Source organism: Peptoniphilus obesi ph1 (assembly GCF_000311865.1).
Taxonomy (GTDB): domain Bacteria; phylum Bacillota; class Clostridia; order Tissierellales; family Peptoniphilaceae; genus Peptoniphilus_E; species Peptoniphilus_E obesi.
Genome location: NZ_HE978580.1, coordinates 252881 through 271852 on the forward strand (window position 1 = coordinate 252881; position 18972 = coordinate 271852).

Consider the following 18972-nt stretch of genomic DNA (forward strand, 5'->3'; position numbering starts at 1 on the left):
ATTTCAGTGTTAAGTCAAGTGTAAATAGTCATGTCTTTTTGTAGTTTAGTGTATGCACTTTTCATTAATTAAGAAAAACTTTTTTCTATGCAATCATCTTTATTTAGCCTATAAATGCTACACTAAGATGCATTTATAAAAAGTCGTCTTCCGACTCCATTAAATCATTGATGGTTATACCACCCCATTCAATTCCCCTATTTGTCCTTTTCTTTTCATAACCTTCTGCTATAAGGGCTCGTGAAAAATCTCTATTGTTTCTAATATATTCTCCATTTGAACCAGCCCACTCACGATAAACTTGATATAACCTTGCACTCATTTCTTTATAATTTGTTCCTTTTATGCATTTATCTGAAATAAAATGGTTTATCCAGTCATTTTCTTCTTTATATGAGCTTTTAGCATCATCTACAACATTACACTTTGGATATTTAAAGCCTGCATCTATATATTCTTTTGCTCCTTCAATCATCCACTGTAGAATTGCTCCTCCTGCTTTTTCTATAAGCTTATCTATATAGTCTGTCTTAGGATTTTTAATGGCGACAGAAAATGGAGCCACCACAATTCTTCTCCAGGTTCCTCGATCATTAGAGCCCACCTTTGGTAGATGATTTGTATAGAGAATAGTAGAATGCGTTGGCGTAAATGAAAAGGGTGCATAGTATTTTCTTTCTGCTGAAATATCATCAACACTTGCTATCTGCTTTAGCATAGAACTTGACAGTCTTTGACCCTCTTCTGTTTCAGAGGCTAGAATAAATCTTTTGCCACATAACTCTGCAAGATCAACCTTCACATTCTTTGCTCTTGTTGTTAAAGACTCAGCTGGGATTTTACCTGCATAGTCTCCAAGAACGTGAGCCTCTGAATTAAAGACTGTAGACTTCCCATTTCCTCCATCTCCGTAGGCTATAAGGAGTGCTTCTTCATAAACATGACCTATTAATGTCGACCCTGCATGGAACTTTAAGAAATTAATAAACTCATCATCTCCACCAGTTACATCCCTTAAAGTAGCTATCCACATATCCATATTATCCTTACTTGGAGCTAGGGCAGTAATCTTCGCGCAATAGTAAGACGGGTCATGCTCTTTTATTTCACTTGTTTTCAAATCAATAACTCCAACAGGTGTATTTAGAATAAAAGCATCTGCATCAAGTTTTTCATTTTTAACTTCTAACAAAGACTTAGCTAGTTTTAATATTCCAGATACTTTTCCGTGGTCGTTCATTTTTTTAGCAAAATTAAGGTAGGCTTTTGCAGTATTTACTTTTAACTTTGCTTGTGCTTTTTCTTCCTTATTTCCCATCATTTCAGCATCTGCTAATTCTTGATAGGTCTCTTTAAATTCAATGCTTGCATTTTCTAGAACTTTTTTAGCAGTATCCATATAAAGACTCATTACTTTTAGCTCAGAATCTTCCCACTTCTTGCCCGTCCAATAAAGCCAGCCTTGAGATATGGTGTAGATAGCTTTATCTTTGTTGTGCTTAGTAAAGATTTCAGCCATTGCTATATCTGTAAGTTTCTCTGGCTTATATTCCTCATATCTTTCATTGTATTCTTCAGGTGGAACATAATCTTCACTTGCTGATACTTTTTTATAGAACTTACAAGCTGACCTCCAAATTTGTTCTAACTCCTCATCTGCTAATGGTGGAGAACAAAGACTAGCTTTTTTATTAAATAGTTCTCTCGCCTCATCTGTATTTCCATATCGAATTAGAACCCTACCTGCAAAATGATTCATGGTTGAATTTCTAGAACCTTGCTGAATCAAGTCTTGAGAGTTATCAAAATCCTCAAAGTCATCTTTTAGGATTTCTGTTACATATTTTCTTCCCCTAACTATTTCAACAGCAGGATTCTTAACTCCAAAGAAAAATCTCGCTCCATCTAGTGCATTACCATCAAAGAAAGTATAAGTCTCTGCCAACCTTTCTTTGATGCCTACATATTCAGCTAAATTTGTGATCTTAGGAATTGGAAAATATATGTGCATTCTTGGTCTTGCAGCTTTTCCATTTTTTTCTTTTCTATGGTTTCTGCTGTAAACTATGGCAAATTTAACTCCATCAAATATTCTCTTTAAATCATTCATTGAAATCCAATCATCTGGATTTTCTGAATGGTCGTTGTCTATATCCATTGGAATGCATTCTGACTCTATAAAATTATCATTGGACCTGTAGGAATTTTTATACTTAGCCATTACATGGTCAAAACTCGCAGCTTTCTCAAATGACCTAACATCTACTGCATTGACCTCATTAGGATAAACACAGTTTGACTCCACTCCTATTAAATTTGAGGTGTATATTTTCAATTAGGCTACCCCCTTTATATGGCGAATCTTCATTTTTCTCTTCTCAGCAACTCTTATTTCTTCTGCCATTCCAGGACTTATGTTGTCACCAAAGACCCATACTTCTTCACATTTACCAAGAAGGACATAATTAAAATGCATGGCAAGTCTTCTCTCACTTTCATCACTCATAAACTGAGGAAATAAAAGATGTGGTGCTATTGGTATATTTCCTTTATCCAAGGCATAGCGAGAATACTTCTGTGCCTTGATGACATTATTTTCAACATCTCCAGAAAATGGACTGCAGATATATACCAAGGGATAGTATTTAGTTTTTTTCATTAAGCTACCTCCATTAATCTTTTTTATAAAATTCACTTTCAAATCCATCTGCATCAAGAATAAGTCCAGGTGCCCAGCTAGGAAGTAAGGACATTATTTGATTTATTTCCTCGATGCTAGATGAATCACTTTCTATTACAACTTCATCATGAATATGCATGACGATATTAAATCCTTTTTCCTCAAGTCTCATCATAGTCTCAGCTAAAATATCTCTGGCTATGGCTTGAACTATGTTTTCTACAAATTTTCCACCATAGGATTCAATTTTGTCCCACTTGTTTCCTAATACAACTCCTTCATAGACTACTGATTCTCCACCAAATCGATTCATCCCGATTTTTGCTTTTGGATAAGCTAGTCTTCTTTTTGAGGGTAGTTGTATAAAAAGAATGCCTTTTTCATAGCTAATAACTAGGCTCTTATATTTTTCTTTAGTTCTAGTCTTTACAACTCTTTTTACGACTGAATCTATGTCCCACCAAAGACTCACTATATTTGGATTAGCCTCTCGCCAGGAATCAACGATTGATTGAAGTTCATCTTCAGATAAACCCATCTCAATACCACCCATTGCTTTAAGAGCACCTAAGGCTCCTTGGTAGCCACAGTTGTGAACTAATTTCCCTGATACGGTAAAACGGTTATTCTTTCCGGCATTTCGTATATCATAAAGTCTAGTCTTGCTTCTATACCTTTCCAATTTTTTCTTTTCTCGAATACAGCTAATTCTGCATCTTCTATAATTTCGTCTCGGCTTAATCCTTTTGAAAGTTTCCTTATAACAACACTTCGTGCATAAGGCCAGTATTTTTGATGAAATTCTGTTAATACAGTATTTCTCTTGTTCGAAGCATTCTCTATACGAGTCGCAAATCTTAAGTTGCCTCTTTCGTAATGCCCATTGTTGTCTATTCTGTCTATTTCTAGTTCTCTTTTTGGCAGTCCAAATTTTTCGATTAAATAAAGACCTGCCTCTAGAATTGATGGAAACTTGAACTTTATTCCTCTTTCTCCATAGTTTTTGAACTCTGGATCTTTTGGGTTGGTACACCTTTGCTTTGCTGCTGTTAGCCTTCTGTCCAACCATCGTGGAATTTGTCTTGGCTGGGAGCAAGCTTGACATCCTTTTGACCTTCCTGTCGTTAAATTTCCCCTGTCTTGCCATTGAATGCTTCCACATCCTTGACATCTTGTGAGGACATAACAAGAATTCCAGTTTTTCGCCCATCTTTTTTCTGGACTTATAATCTTCACCCACCCATATTGCTCTCCTACCATCTCCTGATTGTAGGAGATGTGCTCCGCTGGTGGCAGCTTCTCCAAATTGTATTGGCTTTTCTTGCCCCTCGATCCATACGATATGGTCTTTTGTTGCTCTAAGCCCATCATATTCAATCACTTCTCCTATCCCTTTATATATAACTCCATCATGTGAAACCCAGTTTTCTCCATCCCATAATTTATGAGCTTTTGTAAGTTTTTCTATAGGAACTAACCCCTTATCTGTAAGAACCAATTCGCCTTCAGCAATACAGGCTAAAGTTGCTATCTTTCCTTTTTGCCTTAGATGACCATTTACTCCATGCTTTTCAACTGGCACACCAAACATCCTTGATGCTGTTCTGCAATAGATATCTTCTCCATTTTCAAAGGCATCCAGTACCCATTGTTCTCCTGCAATCCATGCAAGGACACGGGCCTCTATTGCTGAAAAGTCAGAAATAATAAACCTGGTGCCTTCTTTTGCTATAAAGGCTGTCCTTATTAATTGGGATAAAATATCAGACGGGGATTCATATAGAATCTCCATCGTTTCATAATCTCTATTTTTTACAAGACTCCTAGCTAGTTCTAAATCTTTTAGATTGTTTCTTCTTAAGTTTTGAACTTGAATAAGCCTGCCTGAATACCTTCCAGTTCTATTTGCTCCATAGAATTGGATCAGACCTCTTGCTCGATTATCTGTTCCTCTTACATTTTTCATAGCGTCATATTTTCTAACTGAGGACTTAGATAATTCTTGTCTAAGTTCCAGCACTTCTTTAATATCTCCTTCAACATTTTTAAGAGCAGACTCTACATCTTTTTTAGCTAAGGAATCGATCTCTAAGCCTTTCTTATTTAGCCATTCTTTTAGCTGTAAGAGAGAATTTGGATTTTCAAGACCAGTTAATTCTATGGCTCTGTCCATATTTTCTTCTCGTAAGATTTCATCAAATTTAATAGCTGAATCAACTAAAACTTCATCAATTAATATTCCTCTGTCATTGATGTTCTGGTCTACCCAGTAGTTTTCCCATTCTGATTGAGGCATAGGAAATGCTGATAATTTTTTCTTTATTGCCATTTCTGTTTCCACATCTCTTTGGTTATATTCCTTAAAGGTAGACCACTTTCCCAAATCATGATGTGGTAGATTTCTTGTCCTCATACCATTGGTTTTAGTAGGTTTACATGGAATAGAAAAATATCTTATAAGAGCTTTCCCTTCATTCATCTTTTGCTTATCTAGTTTTAAAACCTCTCCGACTTTTTCAAGCGATAGAGGTAACCCCAGATAGGCTGACCAAATCATAGTGCAGTACCAACCTTTTGGATTTAGCCTTTTACCAAGAAATCTTGAGAGGCACACCCTTTCAAAGTTTGCGTTAAAGGCCCACTTTTCTATATTTTCATCACTAAGTGCTGATAATATTTCTTCAGGAATAATCTCTCCACTTGCCAAATCTATGACCTTAACTTCTCCATCATCAATAGAATAGGCAAAGAGGAGGATTTCAAAATCCTCGCTCTCGGCATATTTGTATACACCACTTTTGCCTAAATCAATTGAAGAGAATGTTTCAAGATCTATGGACAATCTCTTCATAGCTATCACTAAGCTTTGTTAATTCTGCTAAATTATTTTTTCTATCTTCTTTTATTTGTTTTTCTATTTTTCTGATATCTCTATCTAGTTCTTTTAGTTGAGCTTGTAAAAATCCAAGCTTATACCATAAAAAGGACCAAATAGCTAAAACTATTGCTGTAATTAAATAGTCCATTTCTGCCTCCTATGCTAAGAAATCTTCGTCATCATCGTCCATGGCATCAAAGTCATCTGCTGCATTAGATCTATTTCCTAGAGGTTGTCCATCTCTTAGCTTTTGAATATTTCCGAGGCCAACCGCTACGCCCTTATTGCCATTTACATTGTAGGCATAGAAGTTAAGGGATACCCTCGCATAAACTCCTGAGTAGACTTCACTTCTATCAAGAATAGGTTCTACGTTTCTATCTACAATTTGAGGTGCTGTCATAGAGTTGGCATTTAAGAAGTATGCATCTGCATATGCCTCATCATCTTTTTCTGTGTCACCATCTCTTAATGGAAGTTTGATAGCTTTCTTATTAGGTTTTTTCCCATTGAATTTAGAAAGACCTTCATCAATAGCAGCATCTACTGCCTTTTCAATCTTCTCAATTGTCTTTTGGTCGCTCTTTGGGATAATGACAGATACTGAATACCTTTCTTTACCACCATTGATTGACTTTGGTTCCCAACCATTAAAATATGATAATCTAACTTCTCCAGTAACTACTTTTGTTCTATTTTGCATTATTAAATCCTCCAAATTCTTCTTTAACATTGTCAATTACAACTTCTTCTCTTTTATCATTAATGTTCACTAAGGTAAGTTTGCCTTTTGGTTTTTCTAATAAGTCGCTGATATTTTCATCAAAGACCTTCTTACCTAGTAACTTAGTCATAGCTGTGATGCCAAGTAACTTTTCTTCAAAGGGGTTAAATCCCAGTTCTCTTACTTTCTTAACTACTTCATCTTCATCTCTGTATCTTCTATTAGATCTTCCCTCAACGAGTTTTAGGTCCTTCCATCTATGGCCCCTCATTGCTTTTTCTAAAGCATAGGCCTTGATATCTTTGACCCATTGTTCCATTTCGTCTAGTCTTGGTAAAATCTTTTCAATTTCATCGTCAGATAGTTCTGGTGGTAGGGTAAATTCATCTTGTGCTAGTTTCAGATTCTCTTCTGCCCTTTTCCTGCATTTATTCTTAGCTTTGCAGAAGATGCACCATTCTCCACAAGAGAATTCCCCTTCTCCTTTGTAAGCTTTCTCTGCAATCTCTCGTACAGATTCTCCCCACTTATAAAGTTCTATCTTTTTAATTTCATAAGTTGAGATATTGCATCTTCTTGGTTGATAGATGTGAAGAACTACTTTCTCGATATCATAAATTCCATCAAAGAGAGTCAATGCACCAAGTCCGTATAACATGAGTTGTGAATTCTCTTTAGCGTCTACTAAAACTCCTTGACCATACTTTAGATCTATTACATGAAGTTCTTTTCCTCCAACAACTACACAGTCAGCAGTTCCAAAGGACTCCTTAACATAGTCTGATAGGTCAAGTCTTTCTTCCACAAAGACGGCTGGGCTTTCGTACCTACTTATAACTTCCGTTACATATGAGGCATATCCTTCAGTTAGTTCATCCATTTCCTCATCATAAAAATCCAAATCGTCAGTAGGATCTTTTACATCTAAACCTAATAACTTTTTAAGTTTATACTCTGCTAAGGCATGAGCTGATGTGCCTTCAAGCGCATAAGGACTAACCTCATCTTCATATTTTTGAGAGAGCCTAACACTTGGTGGACAGTGAATCCAGCGTGAACTACTTGATGCAGATAATATTGCGTGATCGCCCATCAGAGTTTCTCCACATCTGCTATCAAGTCTTTATAGTTACTTGGTTCAATGTCAGATAACTTTTTAGCTCCATACTTTTCTAAGAGTTCTCTTATCTTAGCTGTATGGCCTAATCTTGATTTGTCGGCTAGTATTTTTCTAACATCTTCAATCTCATAGGTCTTTTCTTCTTGTTTTACCTTTTCTTCTTTAGGCAGTTCCTCATCACTTTCTAGTGCTGTGAGAAAGACACCTATACTAGATGCAAGATTCTCTGCATCTTCTTTTATTTCCATTAGTAGCTTTATTCTTGGCACTTTTTTCTCCTTTCTCTGGTTGCATTAATTCCATAGCTATCTTCTTGGCAACAATTGAGATGGCTATTAAACTTTCTGCCATCTGTTCGTTTTTTACTAAGTCCACTTTGTTCCTCCTTTCATACTCCTTGGGACATTCATTAAATTTTTGAGTAAGATTTCTCCTCTCATACTCCTTAGGACATTTGCCTTCATTTTGAGTAAGTTGTATCTCCTCATACTTCTTAGGACATCCTGTTTGTATTTGAGTAAGACTTCTTCCCTCATATTCCTTAGGACATCTAGTAAGTTTTTGAGTAATTATTTTTTCCAGGGTCTTAATTTTTCTTGAATCTTTGGTAAATGCTTATTTTTGATGTTATTAACTGTTTTTTGGGATATTCCTACTACTTCTGCGACTTCTCTTTCTTTCATTTCGTAGAGGAAAAGTAGTTTTAGAACTTTTTTATCTCTTTCAGAAAATTCACTAATGACTTCTAAGAATGCTTCTTCTAAAAGTTTGTACGTTACTATTTCCTCAGTATTTTTAACGCTAGTTACTTCAAAGTCGTATTCTTCTTCAGCAACATCAAGGGATAAGGGAAGACCATATTCTTTTGTTTCGACAAAGCCTGTTTCTAAACTTCCTGCTTGGACGTAGTTTCCATTTTTCTCAGCCACTGTTTTAATTCTGTCTTTATCTTGTAGTTCTTCTAAATTCTTGTAGGCTCTTTGGATTCTCTTTTTTTCTCTCCAGATTGGTTTCATATATTCTTTGTAGACTTCTTCACTAACTTCGATTTCTTTGCCATTTATTTCTAAATATCTTTTCTTTGCCATCTTTTGCCTCCTTGCAAAATCTCTAGATCCGCAAGAAGGCCATCCGTAAAAACAAAAAAAGACGGCAATAGAAAACCATGATTTGGTTTTCCGACTGCCGTCTAGCGTTCTTGCGGATATCTTTTACTTATTTAAAATTTTAATTTCGCCTTTAACTACATAGGCTATGGTTGTACTTTTACCTCGCCTGATAGTTAGCTTTTTCTTGTCTTCACTAATATCACAGACTCTTTTTCCTTCTTTGTTTCTTATTTCTATAGGATCACCTCCTTAATATAAAAATAGCCAGATGAGTTTCCTTTTGAATACTCATCCGGCTATTTGATAGTTACATTTACTTCTTTGCTCGGTATGGTTTTTTCTTATTTTTGTTTGATATTTCCAGTGTTGAGATTTTCCCACAGTGTGGACATTTTGCTGCTATCTTTATTTTCTCTAAAGGAATTCTTGATACATCAAAAAATCTCTTTTTACAGACTGGACATGCCATTTGTTCCATAATACCTCCTTATCTTTCCTTGTTAGCTTCTTTGCTAATTTCTTTCTTAAAAAAATATAGCTACGCTATATTTTAAAAACTAAATTCGTTATATAGTTCTTTTGTTAACTCAAAGTCGTTAGGTGCATAGCCTAATACTTTTAATCGAACTAATGCTGCTGTTTTTGATACTTGGAATTGCTCTGATACTTTCATGATGAAATCAAATAGATAAGTTTCATCCTTAATGTGCTTATCATAACCTAGATAGTATAAATACTTTATAATCGCTTTTTTATTCATCAAAAGACAAGAAGCAAATGTATTCGCCTGCCATTCTATTGTATCCATAAATCCCCAACGCTTAGTTTTCTTCTTATTAACATCGCCAGTTCGACAAGCTAGCGAAGCAGGCTTTTCTTCTTCATTAAAAAAAGATATTTGGTTTGGATCTCTATAGAATACACACGGATGGATTACTCCATGTCCACATTCATGAGCTAGGGTAAACCTTCTAAATCCTTTATCTCTTGGATTGTCTAATTGTTTATCTATTAGAATAGTATTGGCTCTATCTGTAAGATATTCTAGTTCCCATTGTCCCGTTTCAACATTTGGCATTAGGCTTTTCATTGTTCTTATTACTTGGTCATCATTAAAGACCATCATTCCTGCATAGCATCCGTTATGAGATAAGTAGGCATACTCAACACTAAACCCTAAATCAAATTCTGCCAGTCCTTCAATATCTACTGCTTCAAAATTCTCGATTGCAGAAGGACAATATTTATTGAGAATATTCTCGGTCAGTGATTCAATTTGATCTAAAGTGATAAATGGAGCACCTGTACTTGATTTGTTGAAGTTATATTGATACATGCCTACCTCTCTTTTTCAATTTCTTCAATGAATTTTATCCACTCTTCTTCTTTAACATCTAAGTCTCTAGCCTTTCTCAAAGCTACGCTTAAGCCTTTAGTCTTTAAAATATACTCTGGCAAATCAGGTGCCACCGTATTTCTTTGCTTTCCAGCTAAATCCATCATAATGGATGATTCTTCTTCATCCAAATTTAATATTTTAGCAATTTGGTTCAACCTATCTAAGTCAAAAGAGTCTCTTTTTCCTTTCTCTACATCGCTTAGATACGGTGAGGAAATATTAAGCCTGTCCGCCATATCTTTTAAGGTGATTCTTAAATCCTTTCTCTTCTGAGAAATAAAATCCCCAAAAGTCAGTTCGTGATTGTTCATGATTACCTCCTATTACATTATTAGCTAATCTGCTAACTTGTTTATATTCTACAACTTATTAATTCGCTTGTCAAGTCCAAATATCTATTCTGTTCACTCTCCCTATAAATATCTATCCTGTCTATACACCCCTATGATTTTTACTATTGATATGTTACCACGAGGTATTTTTAAAATAAAAAAATGGCTTTTAAGATTTCTTAAAAAATCCTAAAAGCCATTGATTTCAACAGTTTTATATCTTGTTATTCTATTTTCTTGACATCAATACTATAGTCTCCACATGTACTGTGTTTGGAAACATATCTACTAATGATATTTTTTCAATTTCATATTTTTCTTTTAATATTTTCAAGTCTCTTGCTTGGGTTGCTGGGTTACATGATATATAGACTATTTTTTCTATGTTTTTACTTTCTAATAGTTCTTCTACCAGGTCTTTGTGGAGGCCTGATCTTGGTGGGTCTAGGATTATTTTATTTATTCCTTGGTATTTTTCGCTGATTTTTTCTATTATATTTTCTGATTTTTCTGCTACAAAGTTTGCATTTTCTATTTTATTGATTATCGCATTTTTTCTTGCATTTTTTATTGCTTCTTCTACTATTTCTACTCCAAGGACTTCTCCTGATTTTTCTGCTACTGATAGTGAAATTGATCCTACTCCACAATATAGGTCTAGAATTTTGTCTTCTTCTTTTGGATCTAAATAATCGATTGCTAGATTATATAGTTTTTCTGTTTGCTGTCTATTTATTTGAAAGAAGGATTGGGGTGATATTTCAAATTCTAGGTCATTTATTTTATCTACTATTTTGTCTTGTCCATAGATTTTTCTGAAATTTTTGCCATATCTAAATCTCTTGTTTGTATTTATATTTTCATATAGTGATACGAGTTTTAGGTCTAGGAGTTTGTTTAGGATGGTGTTGGTGTTTTTTATTTTTCCATCTGCTATTAGGATAACCATCAGTTCGCCCTTGTAGTTGGACCTTATTACAAGGTCTGTTATGTTATAGAAGTTATTTATTTCGTTTAGGGATCTTATGGCTTGGTTGATTGGATCTTCTGCTAATAGACAGCTTTTTATTGGAACAAATTCGTTGGAGTCTTTTGAAAAGTATCCTATTTTATTTTCTTTAACTTTAAGCTGGATGTTATTCCTATATTTATAGCCTTGGTCCATGTAGATTGACTTGTCTAGTTTTTTATCGATTTGACTTATTGCCGCTATTCTTTTTAGGTCTTGGATTAATTTGTCTTTTTTCCATTCGATTTGTTTTTTATAGTCATAGTTTAAAAAGTCGCAGCCACCACATTTTTTAAAGTAGGGGCATTTTGCTTCTACTCTATCTTCTGATGGGTCTATGATTTTTGCAATTTTTGCATTTGCATATTTTTTTGTTTTCTTTGTAACTATGACTTCTAAAAGATCGCCTATTACTGCCTTATCTACAAATACTAAGCCTTGGTCCGTTTTGGCAAGTCCTCTGCCTTTAAAGTCGTAATCTATTATTTTTACTTTCATTATTTTCTTAGCTCAATTCTTTCTGGGAAAAGTTTTACTTTTTCTTGTTTGTATAAAGCACCACATGCTCTTTTGAAGGCTCTTTTTGAAAGTCCTGTCATGGCTTTTATTTTTTCTGAGTCTGATTTGTCTCCTATTTCAAGTTTTCCATTATTTTCTTTTAATAGTTTTTCTATATCATCTGCATCTTTATCCATTTGTTTGTAGGATTTTTGTCTTATTGTTAGGGTTATTAAATCATTTTTTAAGACTCTTTGTACTCTTGCGTTGACTTCATCTCCGATTTTATAGATGCCTTTTAGTTCTTCTTTTGGAATCATTCCGTCGTATATTCCATCAACTGCAACCATGGCTCCTCTATGGTCTATGTCATAGATTACACCTTTTACTAAGTCATTTGATTTATATTTTTCATTTTTTTTCAATCTTTCTTTGATGTTCATGCTCACGCAAAATCTGTTTGATTTATCTATATAAAGGGTCATTAGATAGTGTTCTCCAACTTCTATCCTGCCCTTTTTTTCTTGGTATGGTAGGAATATATCTTTGTCTAATCCTATGTCAACGAAATAACCGAATTTTGTTTTTGCTACAACTTTTAAGTTTCCTATTCCGTTTACATCAATTATTGGCATTTTTTCTGTTGCAATCCTATCTCCATCTGGCCCATCGTAAACAAATACATCTATTTTATCGCCTTCTTTTAGGTTTTTACTGTATTCTTTTGCTTGTATTTCTTCTCTTCCGTCTGTTAATATTATTTTGTTTTTCAATATTTTTTCTACTTTAAGTTTATGCTTTCCTAATTTCATATTTTTCCTCTATTTCTATATTTTCAATTTTTCTATAAATACTGTCTCTTACTAATTCAAATATTCCCAAATTTTTTAGGGCTTCAAGGGATGGTTCTCTAAATTCTTCTAATAAGGCAAGGTCTGCTAGGATTTTTATTGCTGTTCTGTAATTTTCTAGTGGATAAAATCTGCAAAGATAAATCCCAAGTTTTATTGTTTCTTTGCAAAAACTATTTCTCATAAGAAGTATGGATAGACCTGGAAATCTTTGATATTCAATATTTTCTATAGAAAATAAGAAGTTTTGAAACTTATCTTTTATTTCTTCAAATTCATGGTCTTTAAAGTAAGCATCAAATTCTGTAAGTGCTTTTTTATCTTTACTAAAAAAATCAAAAAATGCTTTTTCTAGTCCTTCTATATTTCTGTCTTTACTTTCTACTTTTTCAAATATTATACATATCTTTTGCTCTTGGTCTATAAAGTTTTTTAATTTATTGTATATGCTTATTTCTTGTTTTTTCTTTTTAAATATTTTCATTATCTAATCACTAATATTAGTTTATCACAAGTTAAATTCTTATCTGAGATTATTTTACTAAAAATAGTCGCTTTATTGTATATAATATAGGTTAGTATGTTAGTATAATAAATTTAATTGTTTATTATCTTTTGTGAGGTCGATATGAAGATAGATATATTTGCAAGCTCAGATGTGCACGGTCATATTGTTCCCTATGATTATGGAACTAATAGACATATAAATAACTCACTTGCCAATCTGAGCACTGCTTATAAGGAATTAAAAGATGAAAACTCCATATTAATAGACAATGGCGACATGATCAAAGGTAATTTTATAGAAAGGTTTGTCTTTTATGATAAACAGCCTTCAGTTGAATTGATGAATTTTATGAAATATGATATCTGGAATTTAGGAAATCATGAATTTAACTATGGTCTTGATAATATTTACAGACTGGTCGAAAATTTTAATGGTACTAGTCTGCTTGCAAATTCTAACGGAGAATTTATGGACTATAAGATAATTGAAAGGTCTGGTATTAAAATTGCCTTTATCGGTATAAATACTCCTCTTGTAAATACTTTTGAAAAAGGAGAGCTGGGCGAGTTTAGGATAACTGATCCTGTTGATGTTATTGATAAAATTATAGATAAAATTCATGATAAGGTTGATGCAATCGTTGGCCTATTCCATGTTGGAATTGGAGATGAAAATGGCGTTTTGCATGCTGGAGCTGAATCGATTTTAAAGGATTTAAAAAATCTAGAATATCTTGATTGCATAATTATAGGTCATACTCATGATGGTTTTGAAGAAAAGTATTATAAACATGTTTTAGCTACTCAACCTATTGCCTATTCAAGAGGTTTAACTAGGCTTAGTTTAGAATTTGATGATAATAAAAAGTTGATTTCTAAAAAGGCCGAAATTATTGATGTTAGAAATTATAAGCCTGACCAAAATATTATAGATATTTATGAGCCTTATAATAAAAAAATTCTTGAATATAATAATAAAGTTATTGGATTTTTGGAAAATGTTGAGGGAGATTTTGATTATGACTTGGGAGATGGACCCCTTGTTCATCTGATGACTGCTATTATGCGGACCTACTACCCTTGCGATGTTGTTGCTTTTCAAATTGATTCTATTTATACTTGGTTAAATGACGGAGCTTTTAGAAGGTCTGATATAGCCAAGGTTTATTCTTATTCTGGTGGAGAGGTTAGTCTTTATGAAATTACTGGAAAAGATTTGCGTGATTATATGATTTGGTCCAGCCAGTATTATGACTATAATGAAACTTTGTATGTAAATCCTAGAAGAAAGCAGTTTAAGTATAAAACTTTTGATATTTTTGGTAATATAAAATACACTTTGGACTATAGAAGAGAAGAAAGAATAACTAAACTTCAAAGGCTTGATGGCAGCGAAATTAAGGATGATGACAAGCTTATTATTGGCATGAATGAATACAGGATGAATTATTTGATTTCTCAAAAGGGTCCACTTTCTGATAGACATTTTGAACAAATTGCAAGTTCTGAAAATATTTTAAAGGATTATCCTGTTCATGGGACTATAAGGGAGATTGCAGAGGTTTATTTTGAGCAAAAGGATGATTCTACTTTTCACTACAATGGAAAAATTAATTTTAAAATTAAGTATTAAAAAATAGGATATGTTCTCATATCCTATTTTTATGTCTTATCTTTTCTTACTAGATTTTTAGTCATTATTTTTATCGTTCTTTTTATCATTATCGTTAGTTGAAGCTGTTCCTATAATGACTACCCTATCTTGAGCTATATAGTTTGATGTTGAAATTTGTTCTGTCTTTAATACTTCTCCATTTTTAGAAATTTCCTTATAGGTTGTGTATACATAGCCTTTTGAACCAGATTTTTCAACTTTGCTTTGTCCTTCTTTTATTTTATTTGAATATTTTGTAACAGTTTTTGCCCCAACAGAGTTTACAAGTTTTGGAATTATTTTTACTTCATAATCTCTATCTGATTTGTTCCCAAAGACTTGGAATTTTAAGTTTGTTCCATCTGCTTCTGCTTTTAGGTAAATATTGTGGTTTGTATTGTTTTTAAATTTCAAATCTTTATAGCCTTCTGCAACTGCTGCATCAGTTCCAAGATCTACATATGAGATAGGTCTTGAGTGATTGTGTCTTTCACTAATTTCCAAATCAGCAAGTATCAAAGAATTGTAAAGAGTTGTTGAAACTTGGCAAACTCCACCGCCAAGTCCTTGATCAAATTCTCCATTTACTATTACAGCTGCTGTTTTAAACCCATTTTTAGCACTGATATCCCCCACAGTATTGTTAAAAGATATTTCCTCTCCTGGTTTTATTAATAAATCATTAAATTTACTAGAAGCTAGGGCTATATTGTCTTTTCTATTTGCCACAGATTTTGAATAGTCTGTTGAAAATTCTCCAAGCAAGCTATCTATTCCATCAAATTGTGAATCATCGATTTTTGGATAAGATACTATGATTGGAACTTCTATTAATTCTTTTTTATCTATATTATTTTTTATAAATTCTTTTAGTTTTTTTGAATCTACATATTGTCCGTTAGCTGAGGAATAAAGTTTAAAACCATTTTTAGCTGTGTATTCAACTCTTGCATCTCTTGGTTCTATATAGGCTTTTAAAATTAATTTATTTAAAGCTTCATCTAACTTATGCTCTTCGAAATCTTCATCCAGTACAATATTTTTGCCAAAGCAAGCTGCTCTTATTATTTCAAAGAAATTTTTAATTTCTGAATCAGATTTTCCATAGCTAAAAGCTTTGTCGACTGCCTTATCTATATCTAGCTGGTAGCCCATATCATTATAGCTTATAGAATATTCTTCTCCTTGAATGTCAAAATCAAATTTTGCATCTTTTAACTGGTCTAGTTTTGTATTTAAAACTTTTTGACCCGCATCTTTTTTATTTAGCCTGGAAACATCTATGCCTGATATTTTTATTCCCTTGTATATAAAGTTTTTATGTTTTTGTGAACTATAAAATAAAAATACTGAGCCGACCACTAATCCAAATATCAAGACAAAAATCAGTATTCTTGTTTTAACTTTATTCATCTATCACATTCTCCCTATTAAATCTACATATCTTATTTATATTACAATTTTTGCAATCTGGATTTTGTGCTTTACAAACTCTTCTTCCATGAAATATTAATAAGTGGTGGGTTTTTATCCACCTATCTTTTGGAATTCTTTCTTGCAAGGCTTTTTCCGTTTTCTCTACATTTTTTTCATCTACAAATCCAATCCTATTTGCCAATCTAAAAACATGAGTATCGACTGCAATTGCTGGAATCCCATAGGCTGTAGATGCAACAACATTGGCAGTTTTTTTGCCAACTCCTGGTAGTTTTAAAAGTTCTTTAATAGTATCTGGGACTTGACTATCATAGTCCTCAACTATTTTTTTAGATGCTTTATAAATATTTTTAGCCTTGTTTCTATAAAGTCCGCAAGATTTTATATTTGGTATAATTCCATCTACTCCAAGATCAACAAAGTCTTGAGGCTGGTTGTATTCTTTAAACATCTCTTTTGTAACCTTGTTTACTCTTATATCTGTACATTGGGCAGACAGTATTGTTGCTATTAATAATTCATAGGCTGAATTAAAATTTAATTCACACTTTGCATCTGGATATGTTTTTTCTAATATATCTAATACTTTTTTGACTTCATCATTTTTTAACAACATTTAATCAATCATTTCTATATCTATATCAATTATTTCTACTGAGTCAAAATTATCAATAAAATGTACAATTTTATTGATGACTTCATCTGCAAAAACTGCTTTATTAGCTACAACTGCGATTCCAATTTCTGCAATTTGCCAGCTATCATTTTCTCCTACTTCTGCAATAGAAATATTATATCTGCTTTTTAATCTTTCAATTAAAGATTTTAAAATTCTTCTTTTTTCTTTTAGACTGTTTGGTGAAAATAACCTAAGTCTAATTAAACATCTTCCTATAATCATAAAATAATTATATCATAAGCAATTTTTAAACTCATATTTATTAGCTATAATTTTGCATAAAAAAACCTAGCTAGCAAATCTAAATGATTTACCAACTAGGTTTAAATATGTGTTTTATTTTAAATATTTTAAAATAATTTGTTTGCAAGCTTCTATATATTCAAGATATTCATCAACTGGTAAGTTTTCATCTATTGTATGAGCAAGTCTTGGTTCTCCTGGTCCATAAACTGCAAGGTCAATTTTTTTGCCGACTCTTGAGAAGTTTGCTGCATCTGTTGCCCCAGTTGTTGGCATTGCTTTAACTTCTTTGTTTACTTCTTCTATTGCCTTTATTAAATCATTATCTTTTGCGCTTTCAACTGCTGGAAGATCTTGAATAACATTTAATTCTAGATGTCCTTCTGATTGGCTGTTGATTTTTTCTATACAATCATTTACAGTCTTTAGGAAAACTTCTCCTGGAACTTCTGGAACTATTCTTGCATTTGCTTTCATGACAACTTTTTCTGGTATGGAGTTTATTTGTCCTCCACCATTTATCACTGTGTGAGCATTGAGTGATTTTCCAAGAACTTTATTTTCTCCTTTGGAAAATATTTTTCCAAATTCTTTATTTGCAAGATTAATATAATCTACTAAAAGTTCTAGGGCATTTATTCCTTCTTCTGGCATTGATGAGTGAGCAGCTCTACCATGTGCGATTATTTCATAAAGAATTGAACCCTTTTGTGAATAAACTGCAGATTTTTTGCTAGTTGGTTCTGCAATTAAAACTCCATCTAGTTCATCTGCATATCCTTTTTCATACAAATCTTTTGATCCATACATGCCAATTTCTTCTCCTACTGTTGCAAGTAGTCTTATTTTTCCATTAAAGTCTAAATCTTCTTCTTTTATTTCTATCATAGCTATCACAAGGGCTGCTAGTCCTGCCTTCATATCAACTGCGCCTCTTGCATAAATTTTTCCATCTACGATTTCTGCAGCAAAAGGAGGATAGGTCCATTTATTTTCATCTTCTATATCGACTACATCCATATGACCGCTGATTCCAAGTGTTCTGCCTTGACCTTTTTTCAAATCTGCAACTAAACTTGATCTTGAAGGACTATAATTTACTATTTCTGATTCTATGCCATATTCTTTTAGTAATTCTTTTAAATAAATAGCAACTTCTTCTTCGTTTGAGTTGATAGTTCTAATTTTTAATATATCTCTAAGTATTTCTATCTTTTTTTCTTTATTCATAAAAGTTCCTCCTTTTATATTTCCTATGTAAGTTACTCTTTTATAAAAGATATCCTTTTTTCTATACTTCTAACTAAATTTTTACAAAAAAATAAAATCCAGTTGCCTGGATTTATATCTTAAGATTTTTTATCATTTCTTGATTTTCTTTTCTAACTTTATCTAGCCTTGCTTTTCTTTCTTTGTAGCCGTCCATGATTTTTTGCTCTTCTTCTGTAACAGCTTTTATTCCTGCAAGTTTTTCTCCTTCTTTCATTTTTAAGGCTGCATAGGTTATAAATCCATAGGCAGCTAAAAATCTATCTCCTGTTTTAGAATCTTCTTTTAGAAATTTTACAAATATTTCCATTGAATGATCTCCAACTCCAGATATAAAAGCTTCTGCCAATACAAAATCTCCTAGATGAATTGGTTCAACAAAATTAAAACTATCAAAGCTTGCTGTTGTAACCCAGCCTCTTCTGTGTCTAATTGCAACTATGGCTGATAAATTATCTGCCCATTCTAAAAGATGAGCTCCATATATGCTTCCGCCTTCATTCATATCTGTTGGTAGGGTTGTTCTTGTAAATTCTGCCCTACTTTGGTCTGTAGTTTTTACTGTAGTTTTTTCCAATTTTTT

The 18972-nt window shown here is 32.9% G+C and carries 21 protein-coding genes; 1 reads left to right on the plus strand and 20 read right to left on the minus strand.

Annotated features, from left to right (window positions below; genetic code table 11):
- Window positions 1-133 precede the first annotated feature (133 nt).
- The 15 genes from HGPB_RS01140 to HGPB_RS01200 form a co-directional block, all read right to left on the minus strand.
- On the minus strand, window positions 134-2335 hold the full coding sequence (locus tag HGPB_RS01140) for a phage/plasmid primase, P4 family (RefSeq protein WP_019131837.1): 2202 nt from the start codon (window positions 2333-2335) through the stop codon (window positions 134-136).
- On the minus strand, window positions 2336-2659 hold the full coding sequence (locus HGPB_RS01145) for a DUF7768 domain-containing protein (RefSeq protein ID WP_218915120.1): 324 nt from the start codon (window positions 2657-2659) through the stop codon (window positions 2336-2338).
- 13 nt (window positions 2660-2672) lie between these two features.
- On the minus strand, window positions 2673-5531 hold the full coding sequence (locus tag HGPB_RS01150) for a DNA polymerase (RefSeq protein WP_019131839.1): 2859 nt from the start codon (window positions 5529-5531) through the stop codon (window positions 2673-2675).
- Window positions 5506-5706, minus strand: a complete 201-nt coding sequence (locus HGPB_RS01155) for a hypothetical protein (RefSeq protein ID WP_002834902.1) — start codon at window positions 5704-5706, stop codon at window positions 5506-5508. Before HGPB_RS01155 ends, HGPB_RS01150 begins: the two co-directional genes overlap by 26 nt.
- Window positions 5707-5715: 9 nt before the next feature.
- Window positions 5716-6261 carry a DUF2815 family protein gene (locus tag HGPB_RS01160; protein ID WP_019131840.1) on the minus strand — a complete coding sequence of 182 codons (546 nt, stop codon included), beginning with the start codon at window positions 6259-6261 and terminating at the stop codon, window positions 5716-5718.
- Window positions 6251-7375 (minus strand): DUF2800 domain-containing protein, encoded by a 1125-nt coding sequence (locus tag HGPB_RS01165; protein ID WP_019131841.1) that lies wholly within the window; start codon window positions 7373-7375, stop codon window positions 6251-6253. Before HGPB_RS01165 ends, HGPB_RS01160 begins: the two co-directional genes overlap by 11 nt.
- Window positions 7375-7671 (minus strand): hypothetical protein, encoded by a 297-nt coding sequence (locus HGPB_RS01170; RefSeq protein ID WP_036737990.1) that lies wholly within the window; start codon window positions 7669-7671, stop codon window positions 7375-7377. The genes HGPB_RS01165 and HGPB_RS01170 overlap by 1 nt, the downstream gene beginning before the upstream one ends.
- Window positions 7613-7777, minus strand: a complete 165-nt coding sequence (locus tag HGPB_RS08745) for a hypothetical protein (RefSeq protein ID WP_019131843.1) — start codon at window positions 7775-7777, stop codon at window positions 7613-7615. Before HGPB_RS08745 ends, HGPB_RS01170 begins: the two co-directional genes overlap by 59 nt.
- Window positions 7778-7971: 194 nt before the next feature.
- Window positions 7972-8490 carry a sigma-70 family RNA polymerase sigma factor gene (locus HGPB_RS01175; RefSeq protein WP_002834908.1) on the minus strand — a complete coding sequence of 173 codons (519 nt, stop codon included), beginning with the start codon at window positions 8488-8490 and terminating at the stop codon, window positions 7972-7974.
- A gap of 334 nt (window positions 8491-8824) precedes the next feature.
- Window positions 8825-8989, minus strand: a complete 165-nt coding sequence (locus tag HGPB_RS08830) for a hypothetical protein (protein ID WP_019131844.1) — start codon at window positions 8987-8989, stop codon at window positions 8825-8827.
- 72 nt (window positions 8990-9061) lie between these two features.
- Complete coding sequence (locus HGPB_RS01180; RefSeq protein WP_245543845.1) at window positions 9062-9637, minus strand: ImmA/IrrE family metallo-endopeptidase; 576 nt, start codon at window positions 9635-9637, stop codon at window positions 9062-9064.
- A gap of 212 nt (window positions 9638-9849) precedes the next feature.
- Entirely contained in the window at window positions 9850-10221 is a 372-nt protein-coding gene (locus tag HGPB_RS01185) for a helix-turn-helix domain-containing protein (protein ID WP_002834913.1), read from the minus strand.
- 250 nt (window positions 10222-10471) lie between these two features.
- Window positions 10472-11749, minus strand: coding sequence for a 23S rRNA (uracil(1939)-C(5))-methyltransferase RlmD (gene rlmD, locus HGPB_RS01190; RefSeq protein WP_019131846.1), 1278 nt, complete (start codon window positions 11747-11749; stop codon window positions 10472-10474).
- Window positions 11749-12561, minus strand: coding sequence for a CvfB family protein (locus HGPB_RS01195; RefSeq protein WP_019131847.1), 813 nt, complete (start codon window positions 12559-12561; stop codon window positions 11749-11751). Before HGPB_RS01195 ends, rlmD begins: the two co-directional genes overlap by 1 nt.
- Window positions 12542-13084: a hypothetical protein gene (locus HGPB_RS01200; RefSeq protein ID WP_019131848.1), complete on the minus strand. Its 543-nt coding sequence runs from the start codon at window positions 13082-13084 to the stop codon at window positions 12542-12544. Before HGPB_RS01200 ends, HGPB_RS01195 begins: the two co-directional genes overlap by 20 nt.
- Before the next feature lie 144 nt (window positions 13085-13228).
- Here HGPB_RS01200 and HGPB_RS01205 point away from each other — a divergent pair, with 144 nt between their 5' ends.
- Window positions 13229-14740 carry a bifunctional metallophosphatase/5'-nucleotidase gene (locus HGPB_RS01205; RefSeq protein ID WP_019131849.1) on the plus strand — a complete coding sequence of 504 codons (1512 nt, stop codon included), beginning with the start codon at window positions 13229-13231 and terminating at the stop codon, window positions 14738-14740.
- A 57-nt stretch (window positions 14741-14797) separates the two neighbouring features.
- Here the strand turns inward: HGPB_RS01205 and HGPB_RS01210 are convergent, their stop codons facing one another.
- From HGPB_RS01210 to HGPB_RS01230, 5 genes are all read right to left on the minus strand, one after another.
- Window positions 14798-16174, minus strand: a complete 1377-nt coding sequence (locus HGPB_RS01210; protein WP_019131850.1) for a VanW family protein — start codon at window positions 16172-16174, stop codon at window positions 14798-14800.
- Window positions 16167-16814, minus strand: a complete 648-nt coding sequence (gene nth, locus HGPB_RS01215; protein ID WP_019131851.1) for an endonuclease III — start codon at window positions 16812-16814, stop codon at window positions 16167-16169. Before nth ends, HGPB_RS01210 begins: the two co-directional genes overlap by 8 nt.
- The gene (locus HGPB_RS01220) at window positions 16815-17099 is read right to left on the minus strand and encodes a DUF503 domain-containing protein (protein ID WP_019131852.1); all 285 of its coding nucleotides are present in this window, start codon (window positions 17097-17099) and stop codon (window positions 16815-16817) included.
- 114 nt (window positions 17100-17213) lie between these two features.
- Entirely contained in the window at window positions 17214-18350 is a 1137-nt protein-coding gene (locus tag HGPB_RS01225) for an ArgE/DapE family deacylase (RefSeq protein WP_019131853.1), read from the minus strand.
- 112 nt (window positions 18351-18462) lie between these two features.
- Window positions 18463-18966, minus strand: a complete 504-nt coding sequence (locus HGPB_RS01230; protein WP_019131854.1) for an acyl-CoA thioesterase — start codon at window positions 18964-18966, stop codon at window positions 18463-18465.
- Between the last annotated feature and the right edge of the window lie 6 nt (window positions 18967-18972).